This window comes from Burkholderia sp. MSMB617WGS (genome assembly GCF_001532025.2).
Classification (GTDB): Bacteria; Pseudomonadota; Gammaproteobacteria; order Burkholderiales; family Burkholderiaceae; genus Burkholderia; species Burkholderia savannae.
The window spans coordinates 2,056,264-2,077,881 of record NZ_CP013458.1 but is presented as its reverse complement, the minus strand read 5'-3'; the positions used below and the strand labels follow the sequence as shown (position 1 = coordinate 2,077,881).

The 21,618-nt window shown below is 65.6% G+C and carries 19 protein-coding genes and 1 pseudogene; 12 read left to right on the top strand and 8 right to left on the bottom strand.

The window, feature by feature from the left end; genetic code table 11:
• Positions 1–29: 29 nt before the first annotated feature.
• Positions 30–1,172 carry a porin gene (locus WT60_RS30085; protein WP_059648300.1) on the top strand — a complete coding sequence of 381 codons (1,143 nt, stop codon included), beginning with the start codon at positions 30–32 and terminating at the stop codon, positions 1,170–1,172.
• Positions 1,173–1,232: 60 nt separating this feature from the next.
• Here WT60_RS30085 and WT60_RS30080 read toward each other — a convergent pair whose 3' ends face one another.
• The 3 genes from WT60_RS30080 to WT60_RS30070 form a co-directional block, all read right to left on the bottom strand.
• On the bottom strand, positions 1,233–2,459 hold the full coding sequence (locus WT60_RS30080) for a M28 family metallopeptidase (protein ID WP_060355773.1): 1,227 nt from the start codon (positions 2,457–2,459) through the stop codon (positions 1,233–1,235).
• A gap of 108 nt (positions 2,460–2,567) precedes the next feature.
• Positions 2,568–4,271, bottom strand: a complete 1,704-nt coding sequence (locus WT60_RS30075) for a M36 family metallopeptidase (RefSeq protein ID WP_060355772.1) — start codon at positions 4,269–4,271, stop codon at positions 2,568–2,570.
• Positions 4,272–4,757: 486 nt separating this feature from the next.
• Complete coding sequence (locus tag WT60_RS30070; protein WP_059578921.1) at positions 4,758–5,702, bottom strand: GlxA family transcriptional regulator; 945 nt, start codon at positions 5,700–5,702, stop codon at positions 4,758–4,760.
• 264 nt (positions 5,703–5,966) lie between these two features.
• Here WT60_RS30070 and WT60_RS30065 point away from each other — a divergent pair, with 264 nt between their 5' ends.
• From WT60_RS30065 to WT60_RS30045, 5 genes are all read left to right on the top strand, one after another.
• The gene (locus WT60_RS30065; RefSeq protein WP_059648266.1) at positions 5,967–6,917 is read left to right on the top strand and encodes a choline ABC transporter substrate-binding protein; all 951 of its coding nucleotides are present in this window, start codon (positions 5,967–5,969) and stop codon (positions 6,915–6,917) included.
• A gap of 79 nt (positions 6,918–6,996) precedes the next feature.
• Positions 6,997–7,926: a 3-keto-5-aminohexanoate cleavage protein gene (locus tag WT60_RS30060; RefSeq protein WP_038752712.1), complete on the top strand. Its 930-nt coding sequence runs from the start codon at positions 6,997–6,999 to the stop codon at positions 7,924–7,926.
• Between the two features lie 106 nt (positions 7,927–8,032).
• Entirely contained in the window at positions 8,033–8,998 is a 966-nt protein-coding gene (locus tag WT60_RS30055; RefSeq protein ID WP_038752642.1) for an L-carnitine dehydrogenase, read from the top strand.
• Positions 8,999–9,000: 2 nt separating this feature from the next.
• Positions 9,001–9,498: a thioesterase family protein gene (locus WT60_RS30050; protein WP_059578917.1), complete on the top strand. Its 498-nt coding sequence runs from the start codon at positions 9,001–9,003 to the stop codon at positions 9,496–9,498.
• A 35-nt stretch (positions 9,499–9,533) separates the two neighbouring features.
• Entirely contained in the window at positions 9,534–10,490 is a 957-nt protein-coding gene (locus WT60_RS30045; RefSeq protein WP_060355771.1) for an alpha/beta hydrolase, read from the top strand.
• 574 nt (positions 10,491–11,064) lie between these two features.
• On the opposite strand, the gene WT60_RS30040 is transcribed toward WT60_RS30045, so the two are convergent.
• The 3 genes from WT60_RS30040 to WT60_RS30030 all read right to left on the bottom strand — a co-directional run bounded on the left by WT60_RS30040 (position 11,065) and on the right by WT60_RS30030 (position 13,098).
• Positions 11,065–11,376, bottom strand: a complete 312-nt coding sequence (locus WT60_RS30040) for a DUF4148 domain-containing protein (protein ID WP_059648261.1) — start codon at positions 11,374–11,376, stop codon at positions 11,065–11,067.
• Positions 11,377–11,604: 228 nt separating this feature from the next.
• Positions 11,605–12,591 carry an oxidoreductase gene (locus WT60_RS30035; protein ID WP_038752710.1) on the bottom strand — a complete coding sequence of 329 codons (987 nt, stop codon included), beginning with the start codon at positions 12,589–12,591 and terminating at the stop codon, positions 11,605–11,607.
• A 216-nt stretch (positions 12,592–12,807) separates the two neighbouring features.
• On the bottom strand, positions 12,808–13,098 hold the full coding sequence (locus WT60_RS30030) for a DUF3331 domain-containing protein (protein ID WP_038752632.1): 291 nt from the start codon (positions 13,096–13,098) through the stop codon (positions 12,808–12,810).
• A gap of 285 nt (positions 13,099–13,383) precedes the next feature.
• Between WT60_RS30030 and WT60_RS34125 the strand changes: the two genes are divergently transcribed.
• Entirely contained in the window at positions 13,384–13,617 is a 234-nt protein-coding gene (locus WT60_RS34125; protein WP_145986918.1) for a hypothetical protein, read from the top strand.
• Positions 13,618–13,929: 312 nt separating this feature from the next.
• Here the strand turns inward: WT60_RS34125 and WT60_RS35790 are convergent, their stop codons facing one another.
• Together WT60_RS35790 and WT60_RS30025 are read right to left on the bottom strand one after the other, a co-directional pair.
• Positions 13,930–14,064, bottom strand: a complete 135-nt coding sequence (locus WT60_RS35790) for a hypothetical protein (protein WP_348982048.1) — start codon at positions 14,062–14,064, stop codon at positions 13,930–13,932.
• Positions 14,050–15,175 (bottom strand): annotated as a pseudogene (locus tag WT60_RS30025) (FAD-binding oxidoreductase); the annotation flags it as partial. The gene WT60_RS35790 and the pseudogene WT60_RS30025, both read right to left, overlap by 15 nt.
• An 859-nt stretch (positions 15,176–16,034) precedes the next feature.
• Between WT60_RS30025 and WT60_RS30020 the strand changes: the two are divergent.
• The 5 genes from WT60_RS30020 to WT60_RS29995 all read left to right on the top strand — a co-directional run bounded on the left by WT60_RS30020 (position 16,035) and on the right by WT60_RS29995 (position 21,031).
• Positions 16,035–17,150 carry a branched-chain amino acid ABC transporter substrate-binding protein gene (locus tag WT60_RS30020; RefSeq protein WP_038752628.1) on the top strand — a complete coding sequence of 372 codons (1,116 nt, stop codon included), beginning with the start codon at positions 16,035–16,037 and terminating at the stop codon, positions 17,148–17,150.
• A gap of 203 nt (positions 17,151–17,353) precedes the next feature.
• Positions 17,354–18,280 (top strand): high-affinity branched-chain amino acid ABC transporter permease LivH, encoded by a 927-nt coding sequence (gene livH / locus WT60_RS30010; RefSeq protein WP_038752624.1) that lies wholly within the window; start codon positions 17,354–17,356, stop codon positions 18,278–18,280.
• 8 nt (positions 18,281–18,288) lie between these two features.
• Positions 18,289–19,560, top strand: a complete 1,272-nt coding sequence (locus WT60_RS30005; RefSeq protein ID WP_038752622.1) for a high-affinity branched-chain amino acid ABC transporter permease LivM — start codon at positions 18,289–18,291, stop codon at positions 19,558–19,560.
• Complete coding sequence (gene livG / locus WT60_RS30000; RefSeq protein WP_038752619.1) at positions 19,557–20,330, top strand: high-affinity branched-chain amino acid ABC transporter ATP-binding protein LivG; 774 nt, start codon at positions 19,557–19,559, stop codon at positions 20,328–20,330. Before WT60_RS30005 ends, livG begins: the two co-directional genes overlap by 4 nt.
• Positions 20,330–21,031, top strand: a complete 702-nt coding sequence (locus tag WT60_RS29995) for an ABC transporter ATP-binding protein (RefSeq protein ID WP_038752616.1) — start codon at positions 20,330–20,332, stop codon at positions 21,029–21,031. The genes livG and WT60_RS29995 overlap by 1 nt, the downstream gene beginning before the upstream one ends.
• The last annotated feature ends 587 nt before the right edge of the window (positions 21,032–21,618 follow it).

The window sequence follows — 21,618 nt, the reverse complement described above, 5'->3', positions numbered from 1 at the left end:
TATCGAATGGGCAGGGTGGGGTGCCGACAATGAAGAAATCGAATGTTGCCGTGATGAGCGCGATCGCGCTCGCAATCGGAATCGCGCCGGGCGCAAGCCACGCGCAGAGCAGCGTCACGCTGTACGGGATTCTCGATGCCGGTGTCACGTACGTCAACAACACGGGCGGCTCGCACGTCTTCAAGTTCGACGACGGCGTGTCGTATGGCAACCGGATCGGCTTCAAGGGCACCGAAGATCTCGGCGGCGGCTTGAAGGCGGTCTTCGTGCTCGAGAGCGGCTTTCGTCTGGGTAACGGCCAGCTTGGCTTCGGCGGCGCGGAATTCGGCCGGCAGGCTTACGTCGGATTGCAGAACAATTGGGGAACCTTGTCGTTCGGCAATCAGCTCGACATGACGGAGGAGATGGTCTATCTGAACAACATCTCTGCGTGGGCGAGCGGCTATGCGATCCACCAGGGCGACTTCGACCGCTTCAACGGCGACCGTCTGCCGAACTCCGTCAAGTTCCTGTCGAATGACTTCAGCGGCTTCAAGTTCGGCGCGATGTATTCGTTCGGCAACGTCGCGGGCGATTTCCATCGCAACAGCGCGTGGAGCGCGGGCGCGAATTACACGCAAGGCAATCTGTCGGTGGGCGCGGCTTACACGCATCTGAACAATCCTTCCGGCATCTATGCGTTCGATCCGTACGCGATGATCGGCACGAGGACGTTCCTCGGCCAGCCGACCGTCAGCGTCGATCCGGCGACGGGCAAGGTCACCGACCTGTTCGCGAATACGCCGATGAACGTCGACAGCCAGGGGACGCTCGGCGTCGGCGCGAGCTACACGCTCGACAAGCTGACGCTGTCCGGCAATTTCACGTATACGACGATCAAGGGCTTCGGCAACACGTCGCACATGCAGGTCTACGAAGGCGGCGGCCTGTACCAGTTCACGCCGGCGCTCAGCTTCGTCGCCGGCTACCAGCACACGCGCTTCGAAGGCCATCATTGGAATCAGGGATCGGCCGGCGTTCACTATCTGCTGTCCAAGCGCACGGACGTCTACCTCTCCGGCGACTACCTGCGCGCGTCCAACGGCGTCGATGCCGTGATCGGCTACAGCTTCACGCCGTCCAGCACGCAGACGCAAGCCGACATTCGCATCGGGATGCGTCACTCGTTCTGACCCGCGGCGACACGCTCCGGCTCGGGAGCGGCGTGCGATGCGCGCCGCTCCCGTCGCGGCTTACCGCTTGGCGGACGGCGTCAGTCCGCCGCCCAGCTCGGCCGCATACGCGAGCGCGAGCTTGCCGAACTTCAGTGCGTGATTGCCCTGTGAGTCCGACCGGTCGAGCGTGTCGTACGCGGAGTGGATGTACGGATTGTCGTTCTGGTCCGCTTCGAACGGGAACGATGCCGGATAGCCTTGCGCGTTCCACGATGCGTGATCGGAACACGCGTACCCGCATTGCGAAGTGCCCACCGTCAGCTCGGGCAGATAGGTTTTCGCCAGGTTCGCGAGATACGTGTTTTGCGCTGAGTTGGTGTAGTCGGTAATCAGGTAGATGTCCTTCGGATCTCCCTTGTAGTTCGTCATGTCCAGCTGGAACGCACCGACCACGTTCACGTTCTGCGCCCTGAACTGCTTCGCGATCGCCTGCGAACCGAGCAGGCCTGCTTCTTCCGCAGCATAGCCGATGAACTTCAGCGTGCGCGTGGGCTGATAGCGGTTGGTGAGCAGCACGCGCAGCGCTTCGGTAAGGCTCGCGATGCCGGACGCGTCGTCGTCGGCGCCCGGCGCGCGCGTGTTTTCGCTCGTGCGGCCGACCGTCGAATCGAGATGACCGCCGATCACGACGACGCCCGCGCCCGGATCGCTTCCCTTGATCGTCAGGATCACGGATTTTTGCGGCCAGCTGGTGTGCGTGAACTGCTCGACGGTCACGTCGGCGCGCGAGCCGGCGAGCTGCTTCCACTGCTGCGCGAGCCAGTCTGATGCGGCGACGCCGTGCGACGTCGTGTAGTAACGGTTCGTGAAGCCGGACAGCGACACGATCGTGCTGACGATGTTGCTCGCCTGCAGTTGCGAGATCCAGTTGCGGACCTGCTGGGAGTTGGTGATCGGGTAGTCGATCGCGGCCGTCTGCTTGGCGACACTCGGTTGCAGCGACGTGCGCGCTTCGTCGAATGTGGCGTGGACGAAGAAGCCGGGGCCGTGGCCGCGCGTGCGGCGTATCGCCTGAGACAGCGATTCGAGCTGCGAATCGTCGATTTGCGCGACGTGGACCGTCTCGGTGCGTGCGGCGTTGCCCGTCGCGACGGCCGTGCTGTAGCGGCTCGTCGCGGCGGGATCGATCAGGCGCAGTTCGCGGAACGCGGGATCGGCGAGCGTGATCCACACCGGCGCGGCGTGGGCGGCCGACACGTAGAGGGCGCCGCATACCGCGGCGGCGACGTGCTGGAGCTTGGACATGTTCGATCTCCTCAGGTTGAGGGAGATACGGTCGTGGGGAAGGGCGCGCGGCAGATCGCGCCGCGCGCTCCGCGTACGTTGTCGCTTAGGTCTTTTTCTCGATGCGGGTTACAGCTTTTGCGGCACGGTCACGCCGTAGGTGCAGCTCTTGTTGTACGCGTTGCCGATCGCATCGAGCTGCGCGCTGCTGTAGCCGAGAGCCGCCGCCGCGGTTAGCACGGCCTGAGCCGCGGCCTTCTGGTTTGTCGAGCTGTTCGTCATCGACAGCCCCTTCAGGAATGCCCTGTCCATCGCCGTGCCGCCGATCGCGTCGCGCGCGACTATGTTGCACGACGCCCAGTACTGGCCGGCCGTGTGGATCTCGGAATTGCGGACCTGCGCGTACGTGCGGCCGACGTTGTAGTTCGTGACGCGGCCGGGCCAGAACTCGTTGTGGCCGTCCCAGTTGTAGACCCAGTTATATTGCGCGTCGGACGGGCTCCATTGATTGAAATCGCGGCTGTACGCAGCCGCGAGGTAATCGCCCGTGCCTTCGGACAGGCCCTCGACCTGAGACAACCCGCCGTTCGTGATCCAGTCGTGGATACCGTGGCCGAGCTCGTGAATCACGACGTCCGCGTCCTCGGCGTCGTCGACGCCGCCCTGGCCGAACGACAACCGGCCCGAGCCAGACGAATACGACGAATTGTCGGCGCCGGATTCGCCGTGCGGATCGTACTGGACGCCGCCGGAATACTGATAGGGCAACGCTTTGATGCCGAGCGTGAGGTTCACGTAGCGCAGGAAGGTGTCGATGTGGTAGTACGCGTTCACCGCTTCGAAGTACAGGTTCGAGCGCGTGAAGTCGAAGGTCGGCGACGACTGCACCGGGCACGCGTTGTCGAACGGCGAATCGAAGTCGATGCACGACGCGTACGGCCCCGTCAGCTTGTAGCCGCCGCTCGTCTGCGCGAGATCCTTGAGCGTCACGCGCACGCGCGCGGCGTTCAATTGCGGTGAGTCGGCGTCGTTGTTGTCCTTGTAGCCGGTGCTGCCGTAGCTGCTTTTGGTCGACGACAGCGGGTCCGGCAGGAACACGAGCCCGGTTCCGTCCGTTGCATAGGATGCCTTGTCTTCGGCGCGCAGCACTTCACCGCTGTTCGCGTCGATGACCAGTTCCCAATCGCCGCGCAGGCTGTCCTGCGGCTTGCCGCGAACCTTCCACGCGGTATGGGTGCCCGCGCCGTCGACGAAAGCGACGAGTTGCGACTGCACGCTCGCGAAGCCGCCGACGCCGAGGTATGCGCGCGCACGATCGAGCGCCTGCTGCTCGTCGACCGCCTGCGTCTTGCTCGACACGGCGGCGACGCCGTTCACCGCGTTGCTCGCGACGTACAGCACGCGGCCGTCGGACGCGACCGTGACGGCGATGTCGCTATCGTAGACAGGCAGGCCCGCGGCGCGCTGCTGGAAGCGGACGACGGTGAAATCGGCGTCGGCGCGTTCGGACGCGACGACGAGATTCGAGAGCGCCGTCTTGTCGAGGCCGAGCTGCGTGGCGCGCGCGGCGACGAACTCGCGCGCCATCGTCGCCGCGTCGGATTTCTTCGCGTGGAACGACGGGCTTGCGAGCGTGACGGCGACGGCGCCCGGGCGGAACTGCCCGGTTTTGCCGGCCTTCTCCACGGGCGGCACGACGCCGCGCGTGAGGCTCGCGCGGCGGCTTTCTTCTTGCGGATTCGGGGCCTTCGAATCGGCCCACGCAGGCAGCGCGGCGCCGAGGCCGATGGCAAGGCTCAGTGCGAACGGCAACGCTTTGACGGATGTTTGCATAGATTGTCCTCGTCTTCAAAGGTTTGGATAACAAACGAAACCACGGGAACCGCAGGGACGACCTGGCCCGTGCGCCGGCCTCGACGGGCCGGTGCAGGCGGGCGAAACAACAACGAAAGCGGCGCGACGCCGAGAGGAATCAGCGCGCGCGAAGCGTGCGGGGTGGAGGGACGGGGAACCGCCAGAGAGCGGCGGGCGGAGCAAACGGCAAGCGCTGCGATGGCTGTATGAGCATCGTCATTACAAACCCCTCGGAATAAATATTTGGAATGCTGCTTTTCTATTCGGCAAATGACCAGCCGTACTGGAATTTCACGTCGTTAGTCTGCCTATCTATTTTTAGAACATGTTACAGAATATTTTCAATGATATTTCGAATTATTTTCGAGGGGCGGTTCGATAAGCGAAAACGGTCTGGCGGCGCGCGATTTTGCACCGCCGCAATCGCGGTTGCGGCAACGCGTCCGGCTCAGCGCAGCATGCGGTTCAGCGCAGCGTATTGCGGTCGCTTCTCGGGCTCGCGCCGAATTGCGCGCGATAAGTGCGGGAAAAATGCGAAGGCGATTCGAAGCCGCATGCCGCGCATACAGCGGCGACCGTCATATCGGTCTGCTGAAGAAGTTCGCGCGCGCGATCGAGCCGCAGGCGCAAATAGAAACGCGTCGGCGTATCGCCGAGGATCGTGCTGAACAGCCGCTCGAGCTGGCGGCGCGTGACGCCGACTGCCTGCGCGAGCGTGTCGGACGGCAGCGGGCTTTCCATGTGATGCTCCATCGTTCCGATCACCTGGATCAGCTTGCGGTTGTGTACCCCGTAGCGCGCGGCGATCTCGAGCCGCTGGCGATCGGAGCGCTGGCGGATTCGGCTCAGCACGAACTGCTCGGAGATCGTCGCGGCGAGATCGGCGCCGTGCCGGCGGCCGATCAGGTCGAGCATCATGTCGATCGACGCGGTGCCGCCCGCGCAGGTGATGCGCCGCTCGTCGATCTCGAACAACTCCTGCGTCGTTTTCAGGCGCGGATAGCGCTCCTGGAACGCGGCGAGCGCTTCCCAGTGCAGCGTCAGCGCATGCGACGCGTCGAAGATTCCCGCTTCCGCGAGCACGAAGCTGCCGGTGTCGATGCCGCCCGTCGTCGCGCCGCGCCGATACTCGCGCTTGAGCCAGTCGCCGAGCGTGCGTGTGTAGCACGCGAGCGGGTCGAAGCCCGCGATCACGAAGATCGTGTGCGCATGCTCGATCTGTGCGAACGCGGCGTCCGCGTTCAGCGAGATGCCGTTGCTCGCGACGACGGGCGCGCCGTCTGCGCTCACGATGCGCCAGCGATAGAGATTCGGCCTGAAGCGGTTCGCGACGCGCAGCGGCTCGACGGCGGACATGAAGCCTAGCGCGGAGAAACCGGGCATCAGCAGGAAATGGAACTCTTCTGGCATCGCGCGTGTGCTTCGGAAGCAATGGGCCGAGCGTAGCAAGCAGGACGCAGGCAGGCAAGGCGCGTCGCGCGATACATGCCGATCAATCGCCGCCATGCCTGACGATTCGTCGATCTAATGGTTTTTACGCATAGTCGCAAACAGGCAAGAAAAGGTCGCCGTCGGTCGCCTTGCCGCGAATATGGCCCGTTAACTTTGAGCCCACGGTGCAGGCCTGTCGTCCCCTTGAATTGCCTGCGGAATCCGTCGAACAGGGAGGCCACCATGAAGTCCACCACGACACTCGTACTCGGCGCCGCGCTCGCCACCGCATGCGCGCTGCCGCTGCCGTCCTTCGCGCAGGATTCGGCCGCATGCCGCAACGTGCGTTTCGCGGACATCGGCTGGACCGACATCACGTCGACGACGGCACTCGCGTCGCTGCTGTTCGACGGTCTCGGCTACAAGCCGACGACGACGATCTCGTCCGTGCCGATATCGTTCGCAGGCCTCAAGAACAAGCAGATCGACGTGTCGCTCGGCTACTGGTGGCCGGTGCAGCAGCATCAACTGCAGCCGTTCCTCGATTCGAAGTCGATCGCCGTTGTCGAGCCGCCGAATCTGTCGGGCGCGAAGGCGACGCTCGCGGTGCCGGCCTACGTGTATCAAGCCGGGCTGAAATCGTTCGACGACATCGCGAAGCACCGCGCCGAGCTGGACGGCAAGATCTACGGGATCGAGCCCGGCAGCAGCGCGAACGCGACGATCCAGAAGATGATCGACACGAACCAGTACGGGCTCGGCGGCTTCAAGCTCGTCGAGTCGAGCGAGGCGGGGATGCTCGTCACGGTCGAACGCGCGATCCGCGACAAGAAGTGGGTCGTGTTCCTCGGCTGGGAGCCGCATCCGATGAACATTCAGATCAGCATGAACTATCTGTCGGGCGGCGACGCGGCGTTCGGTCCGAACTACGGCGAAGCGCGCGTGTATACGCTGACGGCGCCCGACTACATGACGCGTTGCCCGAACGCGGGCAAGCTCGTCGGCAATTTGCGCTTCACGACGCAAATGGAGAACCAGTTGATGCAGGCGGTGATGAACAAGGTGAAGCCGGCGGAAGCCGCGAAGGCGTACCTCAAGAAGAACCCGCAGGCGCTCGACGCTTGGCTTGCCGGCGTGAAGACCTACGACGGCAGGGATGGTCTTGCCGCGGTGAAGGCTTATCTGGGGCTCTGAGCCTAAGGTTCGCCGCCCATGATATCGGCGCGGCGGCGCGCATCCGAATTCGAATTTGAATCTGAACGAGGCGACAGCGATGAATCAGGAAGTCATTGTGACGTGCGCGGTGACGGGTGCGGGCGACACGGTCGGCAAGCATCCGGCGATACCGGTCACGCCGAAGCAGATCGCCGATGCGGCGATCGAAGCCGCGAAGGCGGGCGCGACGGTCGCGCACTGCCACGTGCGCGATCCGCTGACGGGCCGCGGCAGCCGCGATCCGAAGCTGTATCGCGAGGTGGTCGACCGGATTCGCTCGGCCGACGTCGACGTCATCATCAATCTGACGGCCGGCATGGGGGGCGATCTCGAGATCGGCGCGGGCGAAGACCCGATGCGCTTCGGCAAGGGCACGGACCTCGTCGGCGGATTGACGCGGCTCGTGCACGTCGAGGAGCTGCTGCCCGAGATCTGCACGCTCGATTGCGGGACGCTGAATTTCGGCGACGGCGATTACATCTACGTATCGACGCCTGCGCAATTGCGCGCGGGCGCGAAGCGAATCCGGGAACTGGGCGTGAAGCCCGAGCTCGAGATCTTCGACACGGGCCATCTGTGGTTCGCGAAGCAACTGCTGAAAGAAGGACTCCTCGACGATCCGCCGCTCTTCCAGCTTTGCCTCGGCATTCCGTGGGGCGCGCCCGCCGACACCGGCACGATGAAGGCGATGGTCGACAACCTGCCGCCCGGCGCGCACTGGGCGGGTTTCGGGATCGGCCGGATGCAGATGCCGATGGTCGCGCAGGCGATGCTGCTCGGCGGCCACGTGCGCGTCGGTCTCGAAGACAACCTGTGGCTCGATCGCGGCGTGCACGCGACGAACGGCTCGCTCGTCGAGCGCGCGCGGGAGATCGTCGAGCGCCTCGGCGCTCGCGTGCTGACGCCGGCCGAAGGGCGACGCAAGCTCGGCTTGCCGCCGCGCGGCGAGCGTCCGCTCGAGCGGCGCGCGATCGCCGAATCCGCATAGCGCGAGCGCGGCGCAGCACCGGACAACGTTGCGGGAGCGGCCGTGCGCGCACGCCGCGCCGGATCGGCCCTTTCGCGTCATCTTCTCGTTCAAGGATCGAAGATTCATGGCTGTCATCACCGAAATCAACACGTTCGCGGCGATCGGCGCGGGCGTCATCGGCAGCGGCTGGGTTGCGCGCGCGCTCGCGAACGGGCTCGACGTCGTCGCCTGGGACCCCGCCGGCGGCGCGGAGCAACAATTGCGCGCGAACGTCGAGAACGCGTGGCCCGCGCTCGAGCGCGCCGGGCTCGCGTCCGGCGCGTCGCCCGCGCGCTTGCGTTTCGTCTCGACGATCGAAGCGTGCGTCGCCGGCGCCGATTTCATTCAGGAAAGCGCGCCCGAGCGCGAAGCATTGAAGCTCGAGCTGCACGATCAGATCAGCCGGGCGGCGAAGCCCGATGCGATCATCGCGTCGTCGACGTCGGGCCTCCTGCCGACGGATTTCTATGCACGCGCGCGGCATCCCGAGCGCTGCATCGTCGGCCATCCGTTCAATCCGGTCTATCTGCTGCCGCTCGTCGAAGTGCTGGGCGGCGCGCGCACCGCGCCCGAAACCGTCGATGCGGCGATCGGCGTCTATCGCGCGCTCGGCATGCGGCCGCTGCGGGTGCGCAAGGAAGTGCCGGGTTTCATCGCGGACCGCCTGCTCGAGGCGCTGTGGCGTGAGGCGCTGCACCTCGTCGACGAAGGCGTTGCGACGACGGGCGAGATCGACGACGCGATCCGTTTCGGCGCGGGCATCCGCTGGTCGTTCATGGGCACGTTCCTCACGTATACACTGGCAGGCGGCGAGGCCGGCATGCGTCATTTCATGCAGCAGTTCGGTCCCGCTCTGGAGCTGCCTTGGACCAAGCTCGTCGCGCCGAAGCTGACCGATGCGCTGATCGACCGCGTCGTCGAAGGCACCGCCGAGCAGCAAGGACACCGAAGCATCAAGGAACTCGAGCGCTATCGGGACGAATGCATCACCGAAGTGATCGCGGCGATCGCCGCGGTGAAGGCGCGCCACGGGATGCGCTACGAGGATTGACGATGACGACGGCCGCGACGCAAGCGACGGAGCTGACGATTCACCGCGACACGGTGCGCGCGGAATGGGTCGATTACAACGGGCATCTGCGCGATGCGTTTTATCTGCTGATCTTCAGCTTCGCGACGGATGCGCTGCTCGACGCGATCGGTCTGGACGACGCGGCGCGCAAAGCGCGCGGCCGCTCCGTCTATACGCTCGAGGCGCATGTCAACTATCTGCACGAGATCAAGGAGGGGACGCGCGTGCGGGTCGATGCGCGCGTGCTCGCGCACGACGCGAAGCGGCTGCATCTGTATCTCGAGATGTTCGCGCAAGGGGCCGACGGCGCGGTGTCGGCGAGCGAACAGATGCTGCTGCACGTCGACACGAGCGGACCGAAGGCGGCGCCGTTCGACGCCGACGTCGCCGAGCGGATCGCGAATCTGCATGCGCGGCAGCGCGGGTATCCCGAGCCGGCTTACGCCGGGCGTGTGATCGGTCTGCCCGCGCGTCGCTGACGCGACGCGGATCGACGAACCGACGCAGGCGCGCGATGCTGGAACCGGAAATCGATGCGTTCGTCGCGCGTGTCGCCGTGTGGTATCCGGACGATGCCGCATCGCGCCCGATCGCCGAACAGCGCGTGCTCTACGAGCGCTTCGCCGCGGCGTGGACGCCCGCGTTGCCTGCGGACATCGACGTGACCGACGCGCACTTCGCCGCGGCGGACGGCCGCACGATCGGCTTGCGGCGCTATCGTTCGCGGCGCTCCGAAGCGCGCGGGACGGTGCTGTTCTTTCACGGAGGCGGCTTCGTCGTCGGTTCGCTCGACAGTCACGCGCTCATCGCCGCCCGGATCGCGGCGGACACGGGGCTCGACGTGATCGCCGTCGATTATCGGCTTGCCCCGGAGCATCGTGCGCCGGCCGCGCTCGACGATTGTCTGGAGGTCTGCGTCGCGGCGCTCGACGGCCGGCTGCCGTTCCGCCCGATTGCATTGCCGCTTCGGCTCGCCGGCGACAGCGCGGGCGGCACGCTCGCGGCTTCGGTTGCGACGGCGCTGCGCGACGGCGGTCGCGCGGCGCATGGTGATGACGGGTGCGAGGGCGGCGGCGTGTGCGCGGTCGCGCTCGTCTATCCGATGCTCGGCTTCGAGCCGCAATCGCCCGCACGCGAGGCGGAGGCGCACGCGCCAATGCTTACGCTCGCGCACGTTCACGCGTATCGCCGCTTCTATTGGGGCGATGCCGAACCGCCGCGAGAAGCGATGCCGCTCGGCGCGCGGCGCTTCGACGGCTTGCCGCCCGTGCTGGCGGTCGGCGCCGAGCACGATCCGTTGCGCGACGATGCGCGCGTCTATACGGAGCGCATTCGATCGGCGGGCGGCGTCGCGCGCTTCTGGCACGGCGACGGGCTCGTCCACGGTTGCTGGCGCGCACTCGACACGAGTCCGCAGGCCGCGCGGATGCATCGGATCGTATGCGATTTTCTGGTCGCGCCCGGCGCGTGACGCGTGAAGTGCGCCGAACGCGCGGCGCTTCGGACGGCGGCGCCGGACGAGCGTTCACCGATCGCATCGGGAAAGATGGTGGGCGGTGGGAATACACACGCAGCACGCGCCGCATCGCGTCGCTCGGCAAGCGGATGCGAGCCGGGCGAAACGATCGACGTCGACGCGAAATCGAGAGGTTCGCGTCGATTGGAATGTGACCGGGCAGGATGCGGGCGAGTGTTTTTGTAGCCGAATGCGCGTCATGCCGCGCGCTGAGGAGGGGCCGTGCCGATGCTCGATACGGCCCGCGCACGACGCGTGCATGCAAGGCACGCATGAACAAAATCGATCCTTACATATTGTGTAAGGATCGACCGTGTTTCGATTGACGGGGCCGCCGTAGCGGCGAACTTGCGCCTTAGCCGAAAAAGCGCCTAGGCGCCAGGCGCCCAGGCTAAGCCGCTCCTTGCGGAGCGGCGGAGGTTAGGGGCCCGAATGGGGGCGATGGCGCGCGGAAACGGCCGGTGCGCCATGCGGATTTCAGGCTGCGCGGCTGCCGGATCAGGCGGGGCCGCGCAGCGCGCGTGCTGCTTTACTGACCGAAGTAGATCGAATCGCGCGGCGAGCGGGGAGCCGTGGCGGCCGGCGCGCCGATGTGCGCGACGGGCGTGGCTTGCGCACCGTAGCCGCTCGTGTCGGCGGCGCCTTGCACGCGTGCTTGGGCAGCCTGGATGTCTTCCGGATAGTACGGGCTCGACACGCCCGGGTGGTAGCCGGCCTTCTCGAGCTGGACCAGCTCCGCGCGAACTTGCGCTCGGCTCAGCGACGGGTTGGATTGCGCGAACGCACCGAACGAAGCGCTCAGGGCGGAAGCGGCGACGACAGCGTAAACGAGCGATTTCATGAGAACCTCCGAATGTTTTATCGATTTCGCTTTCGACACCATGTCTTAAGCGATTGGTTACATCGTAGTCTTCGGGGTCCTACGGGTAAACGCTGGCTTTCGCGAAATATCTTTTCGTAAATTGAAAAAATCCAGACCGCAAGCGGTGGGGTGTCACAGCAAAAAAAAACCGCCCACCCGCTGCGGGGGCAGCGGGCGAAGCGGCAAGCTTGGGCTTGGCGAAATGCTTCAGAGCGCACGGAACGTCGCGTCGTAGCGCGAGTTTCCGCGGCGCGAGCCGGGCGACGGTGTGTCGAGATAGCGCACGCCGGTCAGTTGTTCGGATTTTTCCCATAGGCGGGCGCCCATCTGCGCGTCGCGCGCCTGGTGCGGGATGCGCGCGTCGGCCGGATAGCCGCGGGTCTCGCACAGGTGCGCGGGGCCGATGTACGCGCCGCCTACGACGTCGGCCGCCGTTGCCGCGTGGATCGCGGGCAGCGCGCCGACCTCGGCCGGCTGCGCGACGAGCCGGTTCGAGACGCGCATCGCGAATGAGCCGAGCGACGAATTCTCCATCGCCGGGCCGGCGAACTGCAGGTTCGTGGCCGCGTAGCCCGGATGCGCGGCCACGCTCAGGATCGACAGCCCCTCGCGATCGAAGCGGCGCTGAAGCTCGAGCGTGAACATCAAGTTCGCGAGCTTGCTGTCGCAATATGCGCGGTACTTGTTGTAGCCGCGCTCGGCGAGCATGTTGTCGAGACGGATCTTGCCGAGCCGGTTGAAGCCGCTCGACATCGTCACGACGCGCGCGCGGTGCGACGCGCGCAGCGCGGGCAGCAGCAGGCCCGTCAGCGCGAAGTGGCCGAGGTGGTTCGTTCCCATCTGCATTTCAAAGCCGTCGCGCGTGTGGCGCAGCGGCAGGAACATCACGCCTGCGTTGTTGCAGAGAATGTCGACGCGGCCGTGGCGATCGGTGACGGCGTCGGCGAAGCGGCACACGGATGCGAGATCGGCGAGATCGAGCGCTTCGACTTCGATCCGGGCGCGCGGATAACGGGTGCGGATCGTGTGCGCGGCCAGTTCGCCCTTCGCCGACTCCCGGCAGCCCATCACCACTTGCGCGCCTTTGGCGGCGAGCGTTTCCGCGATCTGCCAGCCGAGGCCGCTGTTGGCCCCGGTGACGACCGCGACTTTTCCGCCTTGCGGCAGCACGTGTTGCGCGCTCCATGCATGCATCTTCGTCTCCATCCGTTGGCGCGCCGTCGGGCAGCGCGTTCTCGGGCCCGCCGTTTGCGCGAATGGGCCCTGGGCCCGGTGCAGCGGAGCGTCGGCGTTTCCGCCGTTCGCACCCTTTACACCGTTACATTGATTGATGTAACGGTAGTGACGCAAGACGGCGAAGACAAGAAGCAGGCTAGAGACGCCGCTCTAACCGCGTGGTGTGGCGCGGCGTTACTTGCCGCTCGCGTGCCCGAGCACTTCGGCGGCGGAAATCATCGCGCCTGCATTGGCGGGCGCCGGGCGCTCGGCGGGGCGGAACACTTCGTCGCCGCGGTGGATCACCTGGCGCGACAGCGCACAAGTGCCGGTGCGTTGCGCGAAGCGGCGGCGCCAGCGTTGCTCGCCGTAGTGGCAGCGGCCGGGTTCGACCCAGCGGACGACGAGCAGCGTGTCGGAGCGTTCGAGGATTTCGACGTGAACGTCAGCGGGATCGAGCACAGGCTGGGATTTGGAGGACTTCATTTTGCCGTTTCCTAAAGCTCGTGCGGTATCGGCCTAGGCAGTTATTGCAACTGCTTTCCGTCGATTCCGTAGCGATTTCCATTAGAGGGGTGCGCTAAATGTAAGCGCGCTCGCGCGGAAAAAACATCCTGTCTGGCTCAAATTACTTTTTGCCGATTTAGAAACAATCGATTTCCATTTGCGGGCAAAAGTGGAGTGCGGAATCGTTCACTCGAATGGTGCGCGAACGGAGTGCGAGAACGCGTCCGAGCCGCGCCACAGCCTGCTGCACGCGGCATTCGCCGTTTGCGGATCGTCATCGCGCGGCGCGCGCATGCGGTGCGGGCGAGTGCTTTGTCACGTTGTTGCGCCGCGTGTCAAGGTTTCTCGCTTCAACGCGAAGACGGTTTGCGCGATCGTTTTGCGCGCGGCGCGTTCGAGTGCAATTCGGTTATTCGTGCATTCGATTCGACTGCATTGATTGTTCAGACGATGTTCGTTGTGAAAATTGCAAAGCACCATTCGTTCAACGTGCAATGATTCGCGGGCGGCGTAGCCCGTTGCTCGTTGCGCGATGACCGATTAGGCGCTCGTCGCGCTTCGACGATCGCGCAATATCGCTCCTGAGTTTCGCCGCCGCGCGGGTTTTGTTTAGTGGGCGAATAGCGAATCGGTCATGCGGCGCGTGGCGAGCGACATGATGCACGGATTATGTCGGCCGGTCCTTTGCCGTTGGAACGCATATGGGGCATGCATTCGCGGCGGCGCTTCTCGTCACGGTGCGCGAGCGAGCGTGCCGGCGTATCGAATGCCGCTGCCGCCCCCCGCGCTCCCGCGGCTTCCCGCTTCGAATCACAGAAACCGCTCGACGCGAAACGGCGCGACGTCCGCGACGGTCGGCTCGCCGCACATCATTTCCGCGAGCAGGCGCCCCGTGACGGGGCCGAGCGTGAGCCCGTGATGGTTGTGGCCGAACGCGAACCACATGCCGCGGTGTCGCGGTGCCGCGCCGATCACGGGGCGCATGTCCGGCATGCACGGCCGAAAGCCGAGCCACGGCGCGGGATCGAGCCGCGGGCCGAGCCTGAACGTCGGGCTGCGCGATGCGCTCCGCGCGCGCGAGCTGCACGCCCGTCGGCGGCAGCGTGCGCGCGGCGATCTCGACGCCTGTCGTGAGCCGCAATCCGCCGCGCATCGGCGCGACGACGTAGCCGTGCTCGAGATCGACGACGGGCGCGGACAGCGGCGCGCCGTCGGGCGGCGCGTAATGCATGTGGTAGCCGCGTTTTTCGCGCAGCGGTATCCGGTAGCCGAGCTTCGCGAACACGGTATCCGACCAGGGGCCGAGCGCGACGACGACTTCGCGCGCCGTCGCGACGCCGTCGGCCGTGCTCACGTTCCAGCCGTCGCCGCTCGATTCGACGCTCGCGGCATCGCCTTCGAGCAGCGCGCCGCCGTCGCGCTCGAAGAGCCGCGCGTACGCTTTGACGAGCGCGCCGGGATCGACGACGCTCTTGGGGTCGAGCCAGTGCAGCGCGCCGCAGAACCCAGCGCCGAGCGCGGGTTCTTGCGCGGCGAGCGCGGACGCGTCGAGCGTCGCCACGCGCAGGCCGTGCCGGCTCGCGTCGCGCCGCGCACCGCGCGCCGCATGCTCGAGGCGCTCCGGCGTCCGATACGCTTCGATCCAGCCGCGCGCGTGCACGAGGTCGCCGGCGTTCGCGCGCGCGATCAGCGCATCGTGCTCGGCGACGCTGAGTTCGATGAGCGGCAGCATGTCGCGCGCGGCGGCCGCACGGCGGCGCGGCGACGATTCCCACCAGAAGCGCGCGAGCCACGGCGCGAACGACGGCAGCGACGCACGATCCCAATAGAGTTCGGTCGAGCGGTTCATCGCGTAGGGCAGCAGCGCGAGCGGGTTGCGCGGAAACGCGTACGGTGCGACGGAGGACCGCTCGATGAGCCCGGCGTTGCCGAAGCTCGTGCCGCCGCCGGGCGCGCCGCGGTCGACGAGCGCGACCCTGCGGCCGCGATCCTGCAGATGCAGCGCGGCCGATACGCCGACGATGCCGGCGCCGAGAACGATGACGTCGAAATCCATGAAGCGAGCGTAAATGATGCGTGGTGCGAACGGCGGCCGATTTCCGCCGGATCGGAGTTGGATCGGAGTCGAACGGCGGGCGAATCGCGCGACCGGCCGGCACGGTGCCGCCTGAACCGGGCAAGCCGGCTCGACGGGAAAATGAAAGGGCCGGCTGACCGATTGCGCGCTCGCATTATTTCATCGAAATTCCAAAATGCCTGCTATGTCCCCGATGAAATTGCCGGTATATGCGCGCATGCCGGCGGATATTGCATGGCGCTCGTGTCGTTCGGATGGTCGGGCGGTCGTACCTCGCTGCGGAGGTCGAATCGCGTGCCGCCGTCGCTCGACGTCCGGATCGGGTTCGGCTCGTCTTACGGTGCGCCGCAGCGTCGCGATAAACGTCCGCGGCGAAAGGGAAATCGCGCGAGGCGGTTGCGCGAACGGTCGCGCGGCCGTCGAATCCGGCTGCGGTGCAACATGCGAACGACGGGCGCAACCGAGCGCCCGAGAGGCCGCGCGGACTGCGTGTTTTCCCTGATTCGTCCGTTAATTCTGGTCAGATGGATGAAAAACGATCCTATAATTTCGGCTGCCTTGCCAACGGCTGTCGGCATATCCGTCCGACGAGCAGTGAGGTAAGCGGGGCAGGCGAATCGCTTGCGCAATACAAGACGCATCACGTTGTCTTTCCGAACCAAGGTCTCCGTCGCTCGCGACGGCGGCTGACACTGCCGGGCCCCGCAAGCGCTGTTCCATCTGCAGGTCCGTCTTTCCGTCTCGGGCGTGCTCCAAGTCGTTTCGTCCACGGGTGTTGTTCGATTGCGCAAGTCATGTTGCCTTGCCCGTATGACTAAACATAATCGAGGAGCTCCTGATGATGCTGTCCCGTCTTTCGTCCATCTCTCTCGCCGCGATGCTCGTTGCAGCCGGCGCCGCTGCCCATGCGGAAACCGTGAAGATCGCCATTGCCGGCCCGATGAGCGGCTCGGTCGCTCAGTACGGCGACATGGTCAAGGCCGGCGCGCTGACGGCGATCGAGCAGATCAACGCAGCCGGCGGCGCGGGCGGCAATAAGTTCGAGGTGGTGATGATGGACGACGCGTGCGAGCCGAAGCAGGCGGTCGCGGTGGCGAACAAGATCGTCAGCCAGAAGATCAAGTACGTGATCGGCCACGTGTGCTCGGGCTCGACGATTCCGGCGTCGGACATCTACGAGAACGAAGGCATCGTGATGATCACGCCGTCGGCGACCGCGCCGCAGTTGACCGAGGGCAAGAAGCGCAAGTTCGTGTTCCGAACGATCGGCCGCGACGACCAGCAGGGGCCGGCCGCCGCGCAGTACATCATCGGCAAGGTCAAGCCGAAGAAGGTCGCCGTGCTGCACGACAAGCAGTCGTACGGCCAGGGCATCGCGTCGGCGGTGAAGAAGGACCTCGACGCGGCGAAGGTGCCCGTCGTGATCTTCGAAGGCATCAACGCGGGCGACTCCGACTACTCGGCGGTCGTCACGAAGCTGAAGTCGCAGGGCGTCGACTTCGTCTACTTTGGCGGCTATCACCCGGAAATGGGGCTGCTGATGCGCCAGGCGCGCGAACAGGGCGTGAAGGCCGTGTTCATGGGACCGGAAGGCGTCGGCAACAAGGACGTGACGGCGATCGCCGGCCCGGCTTCGGAAGGCATGCTCGTCACGCTGCCCGCCGACTTCACCGCCGATCCGGCCAATGCGGCGCTCGTGAAGGCGTTCGCCGACAAGAAGCGCGATCCGAACGGCACGTTCCAGATGCCCGCGTATTCCGGCGTGAAGATCATCGCCGATTCGATCGCGGGCGCGAAGACCACCGATCCGGCGAAGGTCGCCGCGTACATGCACCAGCACAGCTTCGACACGCCGATCGGCAAGGTGTCGTACGACGCGCAGGGCGACCTGAAATCGTTCAAGTTCGTCGTCTACAAGTGGCACAAGGACGCGACCAAGACGGCCGCCAACTAACTGGAGTATCTGCCCGCCCTTCCGCCCCGCTGCACGTTCGAGCGGGGCGGGTCGCATTGGCCCTGCGCTGGCCCTGCGCCGTCGCGCAAGCGGGCCGCCGCGGGGCGGGCGCATCGAGATCGGACGCCCGTGCGCTGCATGCGCCGCCGCTTTCGCGAGCGGCGGCGCATGCATGCGCGTCGGCGCGAACGGGAGCTTCCCGCATGAATGAATTCTTTCCTCAATTCGCCCAGCAACTGGTCAACGGCCTCACGCTGGGCGCGATCTATGCGTTGATCGCCATCGGCTATTCGATGGTCTACGGGATCATCGGCATGATCAACTTCGCCCACGGCGAGATCTACATGATCGGCGCATACGTCGGACTCGTCACGCTGACCGCGATCGGCACGTCGGCGGGCTATCCGCTGCCGCTCGTGCTCGGCGCGGCGCTTGTCGTGTCGGTCGTCGTCACGGGGCTCTACGGGTTCGCGGTCGAGCGCGTCGCGTACCGGCCGCTGCGCGGCGGGCCGCGGCTCGTGCCGCTCATCTCCGCGATCGGCATGTCGATCTTTCTTCAGAACTACGTACAGATCGGCCAGGGCGCGCGCGACATGTCGGTGCCCGTGCTGATCTCCGGCGCGTTCGATATTCACGTCGGCGGCGACTTCGACGTGACGGTGCCGTATGCGCGCCTGTTGATCGTCTGCGTGACGATCGTGCTGATGATCGCGCTCACGCTGTTCATCTCGCATTCGCGGATGGGCCGTGCATGCCGCGCGTGCGCGGAAGACATGCGGATGGCGAACCTGCTCGGCATCGACACGAACCGCGTGATCTCGTTCACGTTCGTGCTGGGCGCGATGCTCGCCGCGGTGGGCGGCGTGCTGATCGGGCTCACGATCGGCAAGCTCAATCCGTATATCGGCTTCGTCGCGGGCATCAAGGCGTTCACGGCCGCGGTGCTGGGCGGCATCGGCAGCATTCCCGGCGCGATGCTGGGCGGCGTGCTGCTCGGTCTCGCCGAGACTTTTGCCTCCGGGTACATGCCCGCCGAGTACAAGGACGTGGTGGCCTTCGGCCTCCTCGTGCTGATCCTGCTGTTCCGTCCGACGGGCCTGCTCGGCAAGTCGGACATCGAAAAGGTGTGAGGCCGCCCATGAATCAAGCGATGACTTCCGTCCGCACGACGGCCGGCGTGCCGGCCGTGCGATCGCTCAAGCACGCGGTGACGGCCGCCGTGCTGACCGCGATCCTCACGGTGCCGATCCTCGGCCTTCAGCTGAAGCTCGACGGCTATCAGGTCGTTCTCGAAGCGCACTGGCGGCCGGTCTGGATCGCGGTCGCCGCCGTGTTCCTGTTTCAGTTGTTCAAGCCCGCGCTCGTGCGCGCGAAGGCGGCCGTGCGCATGCCCGCGACGCCGCCGCTCGGCGCGCGCGAGCAGCGCGCGATCGTCTGGGCGCTCGTCGCGTTCGGCTTCGTGTGGCCGTTCTTCGGCTCGCGCGGCGCGATCGACGTCGCGACGCTCGCGCTCATCTACGTGATCCTCGGCCTCGGCCTGAACATCGTCGTCGGCTTCGCCGGCCTGCTCGATCTGGGCTACGTCGGCTTCTATGCGGTCGGCGGCTACACATATGCGCTTCTCAACCAGTACTTCGGGCTCACGTTCTGGGAATGCCTGCCGCTCGCCGCGCTCGCGTCGGCGACGTTCGGCTTCGTGCTCGGCTTTCCGGTGCTGCGGCTGCGCGGCGACTATCTCGCGATCGTCACGCTGGGCTTCGGCGAGATCATCCGCCTGCTCGCGAACAACCTGACGAGCATCACGGGCGGCCCCGACGGCGTCTCCGGCATCCCGAAGCCGACGGTGTTCGGCTTCGAGATGGCGCGAAGCGCGAGCGTCGAGGGCGCGAAAACCTTCCACGAGCTGATCGGACTCGAGTACAGCGGCGAGCACGTCGTGATCTTCCTGTACCTGATCGCGCTGCTGCTCGTCTGTTTCACGCTCTTCGTGACGAGCCGGTTGATCAGGATGCCGATGGGTCGCGCATGGGAGGCGCTGCGCGACGACGAGATCGCGTGCCGCTCGCTCGGCCTCAATCCGACGCGCATCAAGCTGTCGGCATTCACGCTCGGCGCGTCGTTCGCCGGCATCGGCGGTGCGTTCTTCGCGGCGCGCCAGGGGCTCGTGAATCCGGAGTCGTTCACGTTCATCGAATCCGCGCTGATTCTCGCCATCGTCGTGCTGGGCGGAATGGGCTCGCAGCTCGGCGTGATTCTCGCGGCGATCCTGCTGACCCTGTTGCCCGAGATCGCGCGCGGTTTCGCCGAATACCGGATGCTGATGTTCGGCCTCGTGATGGTGTTGATGATGATGTGGCGTCCGCAGGGCCTGCTGCCCGCGAGCCGCCCCCACGTGGAGCTGCCGCAATGAGCGCGACGACGGAAATGTTGAAGGTGTCCGCGCTGCAGATGCGCTTCGGCGGCTTGCTCGCGGTGGACGGGATCGATTTCGACGTGCGCCGCGACGAGGTGTTCGCGATCATCGGCCCGAACGGCGCGGGCAAGACGACGGTGTTCAACTGCATCGGCGGGTTCTATCGGCCGACGGCGGGCAGCGTCGTGCTCGACGGCCATTCGATCGGCGGGCTGACGAGCCACCTGGTCGCGCGCAAGGGGCTCGTGCGCACGTTCCAGAACATTCGGCTCTTCAAGTCGCTGACGGTCGTCGAGAACCTGCTCGTCGCGCAGCATCGGCAGGTGAAGTCGGGGCTCTTTCACGGCCTCTTCGCGACGCCCGCGTATCGCCGCGCGGAACGCGACGCGCTCGAGCGCGCGGCCGTGTGGCTCGACCGGATGAATCTGACGGCGGTCGCGAACCGGCCCGCGGGCACGCTCTCGTATGGCCATCAGCGCCGCCTCGAGATCGCGCGCTGCATGATCACGAACCCGCGCCTGCTGATGCTCGACGAGCCGGCGGCGGGCCTCAATCCGCAGGAGAAGGTCGAACTGCAGCAACTGATCGACCGGCTGCGCCGCGAGTTCGGCGTCGCGGTGCTGCTGATCGAGCACGACATGAGTCTCGTGATGGGCGTCTCGGATCGCATTCTGGTGATGGAGCACGGCCGGCCGATCACGATCGGCCGGCCCGACGAAGTGCGCAACGATCCGCGCGTGATCAAGGCCTATCTGGGAGAGGAGTGATGCTGAAGCTGGAGAAGGTCCATACGCACTACGGCGCGATCGAGGCGCTGTCGGGCGTGTCGATCGAAGTGAAGAAGGGCGAGATCGTCACGCTGATCGGCAGCAACGGCGCGGGCAAGACGACGCTGATGATGACCGTGTGCGGCACGCCGCGCGCGTCGAGCGGGCGCGTGCTGTTCGAGGGCAGCGACATCACCGCGATGCCGACGCACGAGATCATGCGCCAGGGGCTCGCGATCTCGCCGGAAGGGCGCCGCGTGTTTCCGAGCCTCACCGTGCTGGAGAATCTGAAGATGGGCGGCTTCTTCGCGAGCCGCCATGAGATCGACGAGGGCGTCGAGCATGTCTATCGCCTGTTTCCGCGGCTGAAGGAGCGCTCGGGGCAGCGGGCGGGCACGATGTCGGGCGGCGAGCAGCAGATGCTCGCGATCGGCCGCGCGCTGATGAGCCGGCCGCGCCTGCTGCTGCTAGACGAGCCGACGCTCGGCCTTGCGCCGCTCGTGATCGCGCAGATCTTCGACATCATCCGGACGATTCGCGACGAGGGCGTGACGGTGTTCCTCGTCGAGCAGAACGCGCACAAGGCGTTGCAGGTCGCCGATCGCGGCTATGTGCTCGAGACGGGGCGGGTCGTGCTCGCCGACACCGGCGCGAACCTGCTGGCGAACGACGGAATCCGCAGCGCGTATCTCGGCGCGTAGGACGGCGGCATCGCGGGCACGTCGCTCGCGCAACGAAACCGGCGGACGAACGCGCATCTCGGAAAATTAGAACATGGCGCGTTCGGTCGCATTCTCCGGTCAATGCGATTGTGTTTCAGGTTACATAACCGCCGATTCGAACGGATTCATGTAATCACGGCATTTATTTTTTAGAACCGCATCTTATCGGCGTGCATCATGAACGCGGTGAATGTCGATCTTTCCTGATCCGGTCGGCCGATTCTTCGGTTGCCCGTGATTCTCGTGGATCATTGCATGCGTGACATTAAGCGCCTGAAAAAGAAGGCATTTTGTGTTCTTGTTCGCATGACGGACATGCTTGGTCAGATCGATCGATCCGGCTCCGACATCATTCGGATTCCTTCCTTATTCGCCGTTTCGTGACGAATAAATTCTCATGCGCATATCGGAAACAATCACTATTTCAATATACGTTTCTGGTGCCAATATCGATGAAATAGCGGGATGGCTGCCTTCGTAAATCCGATCGATTTGTCGATTGCAAGGTTTACTTTTAGAGGAAAGTCACTATGATTCCCGGGGCGTAAGGGCTTTGTCGGTTTGGT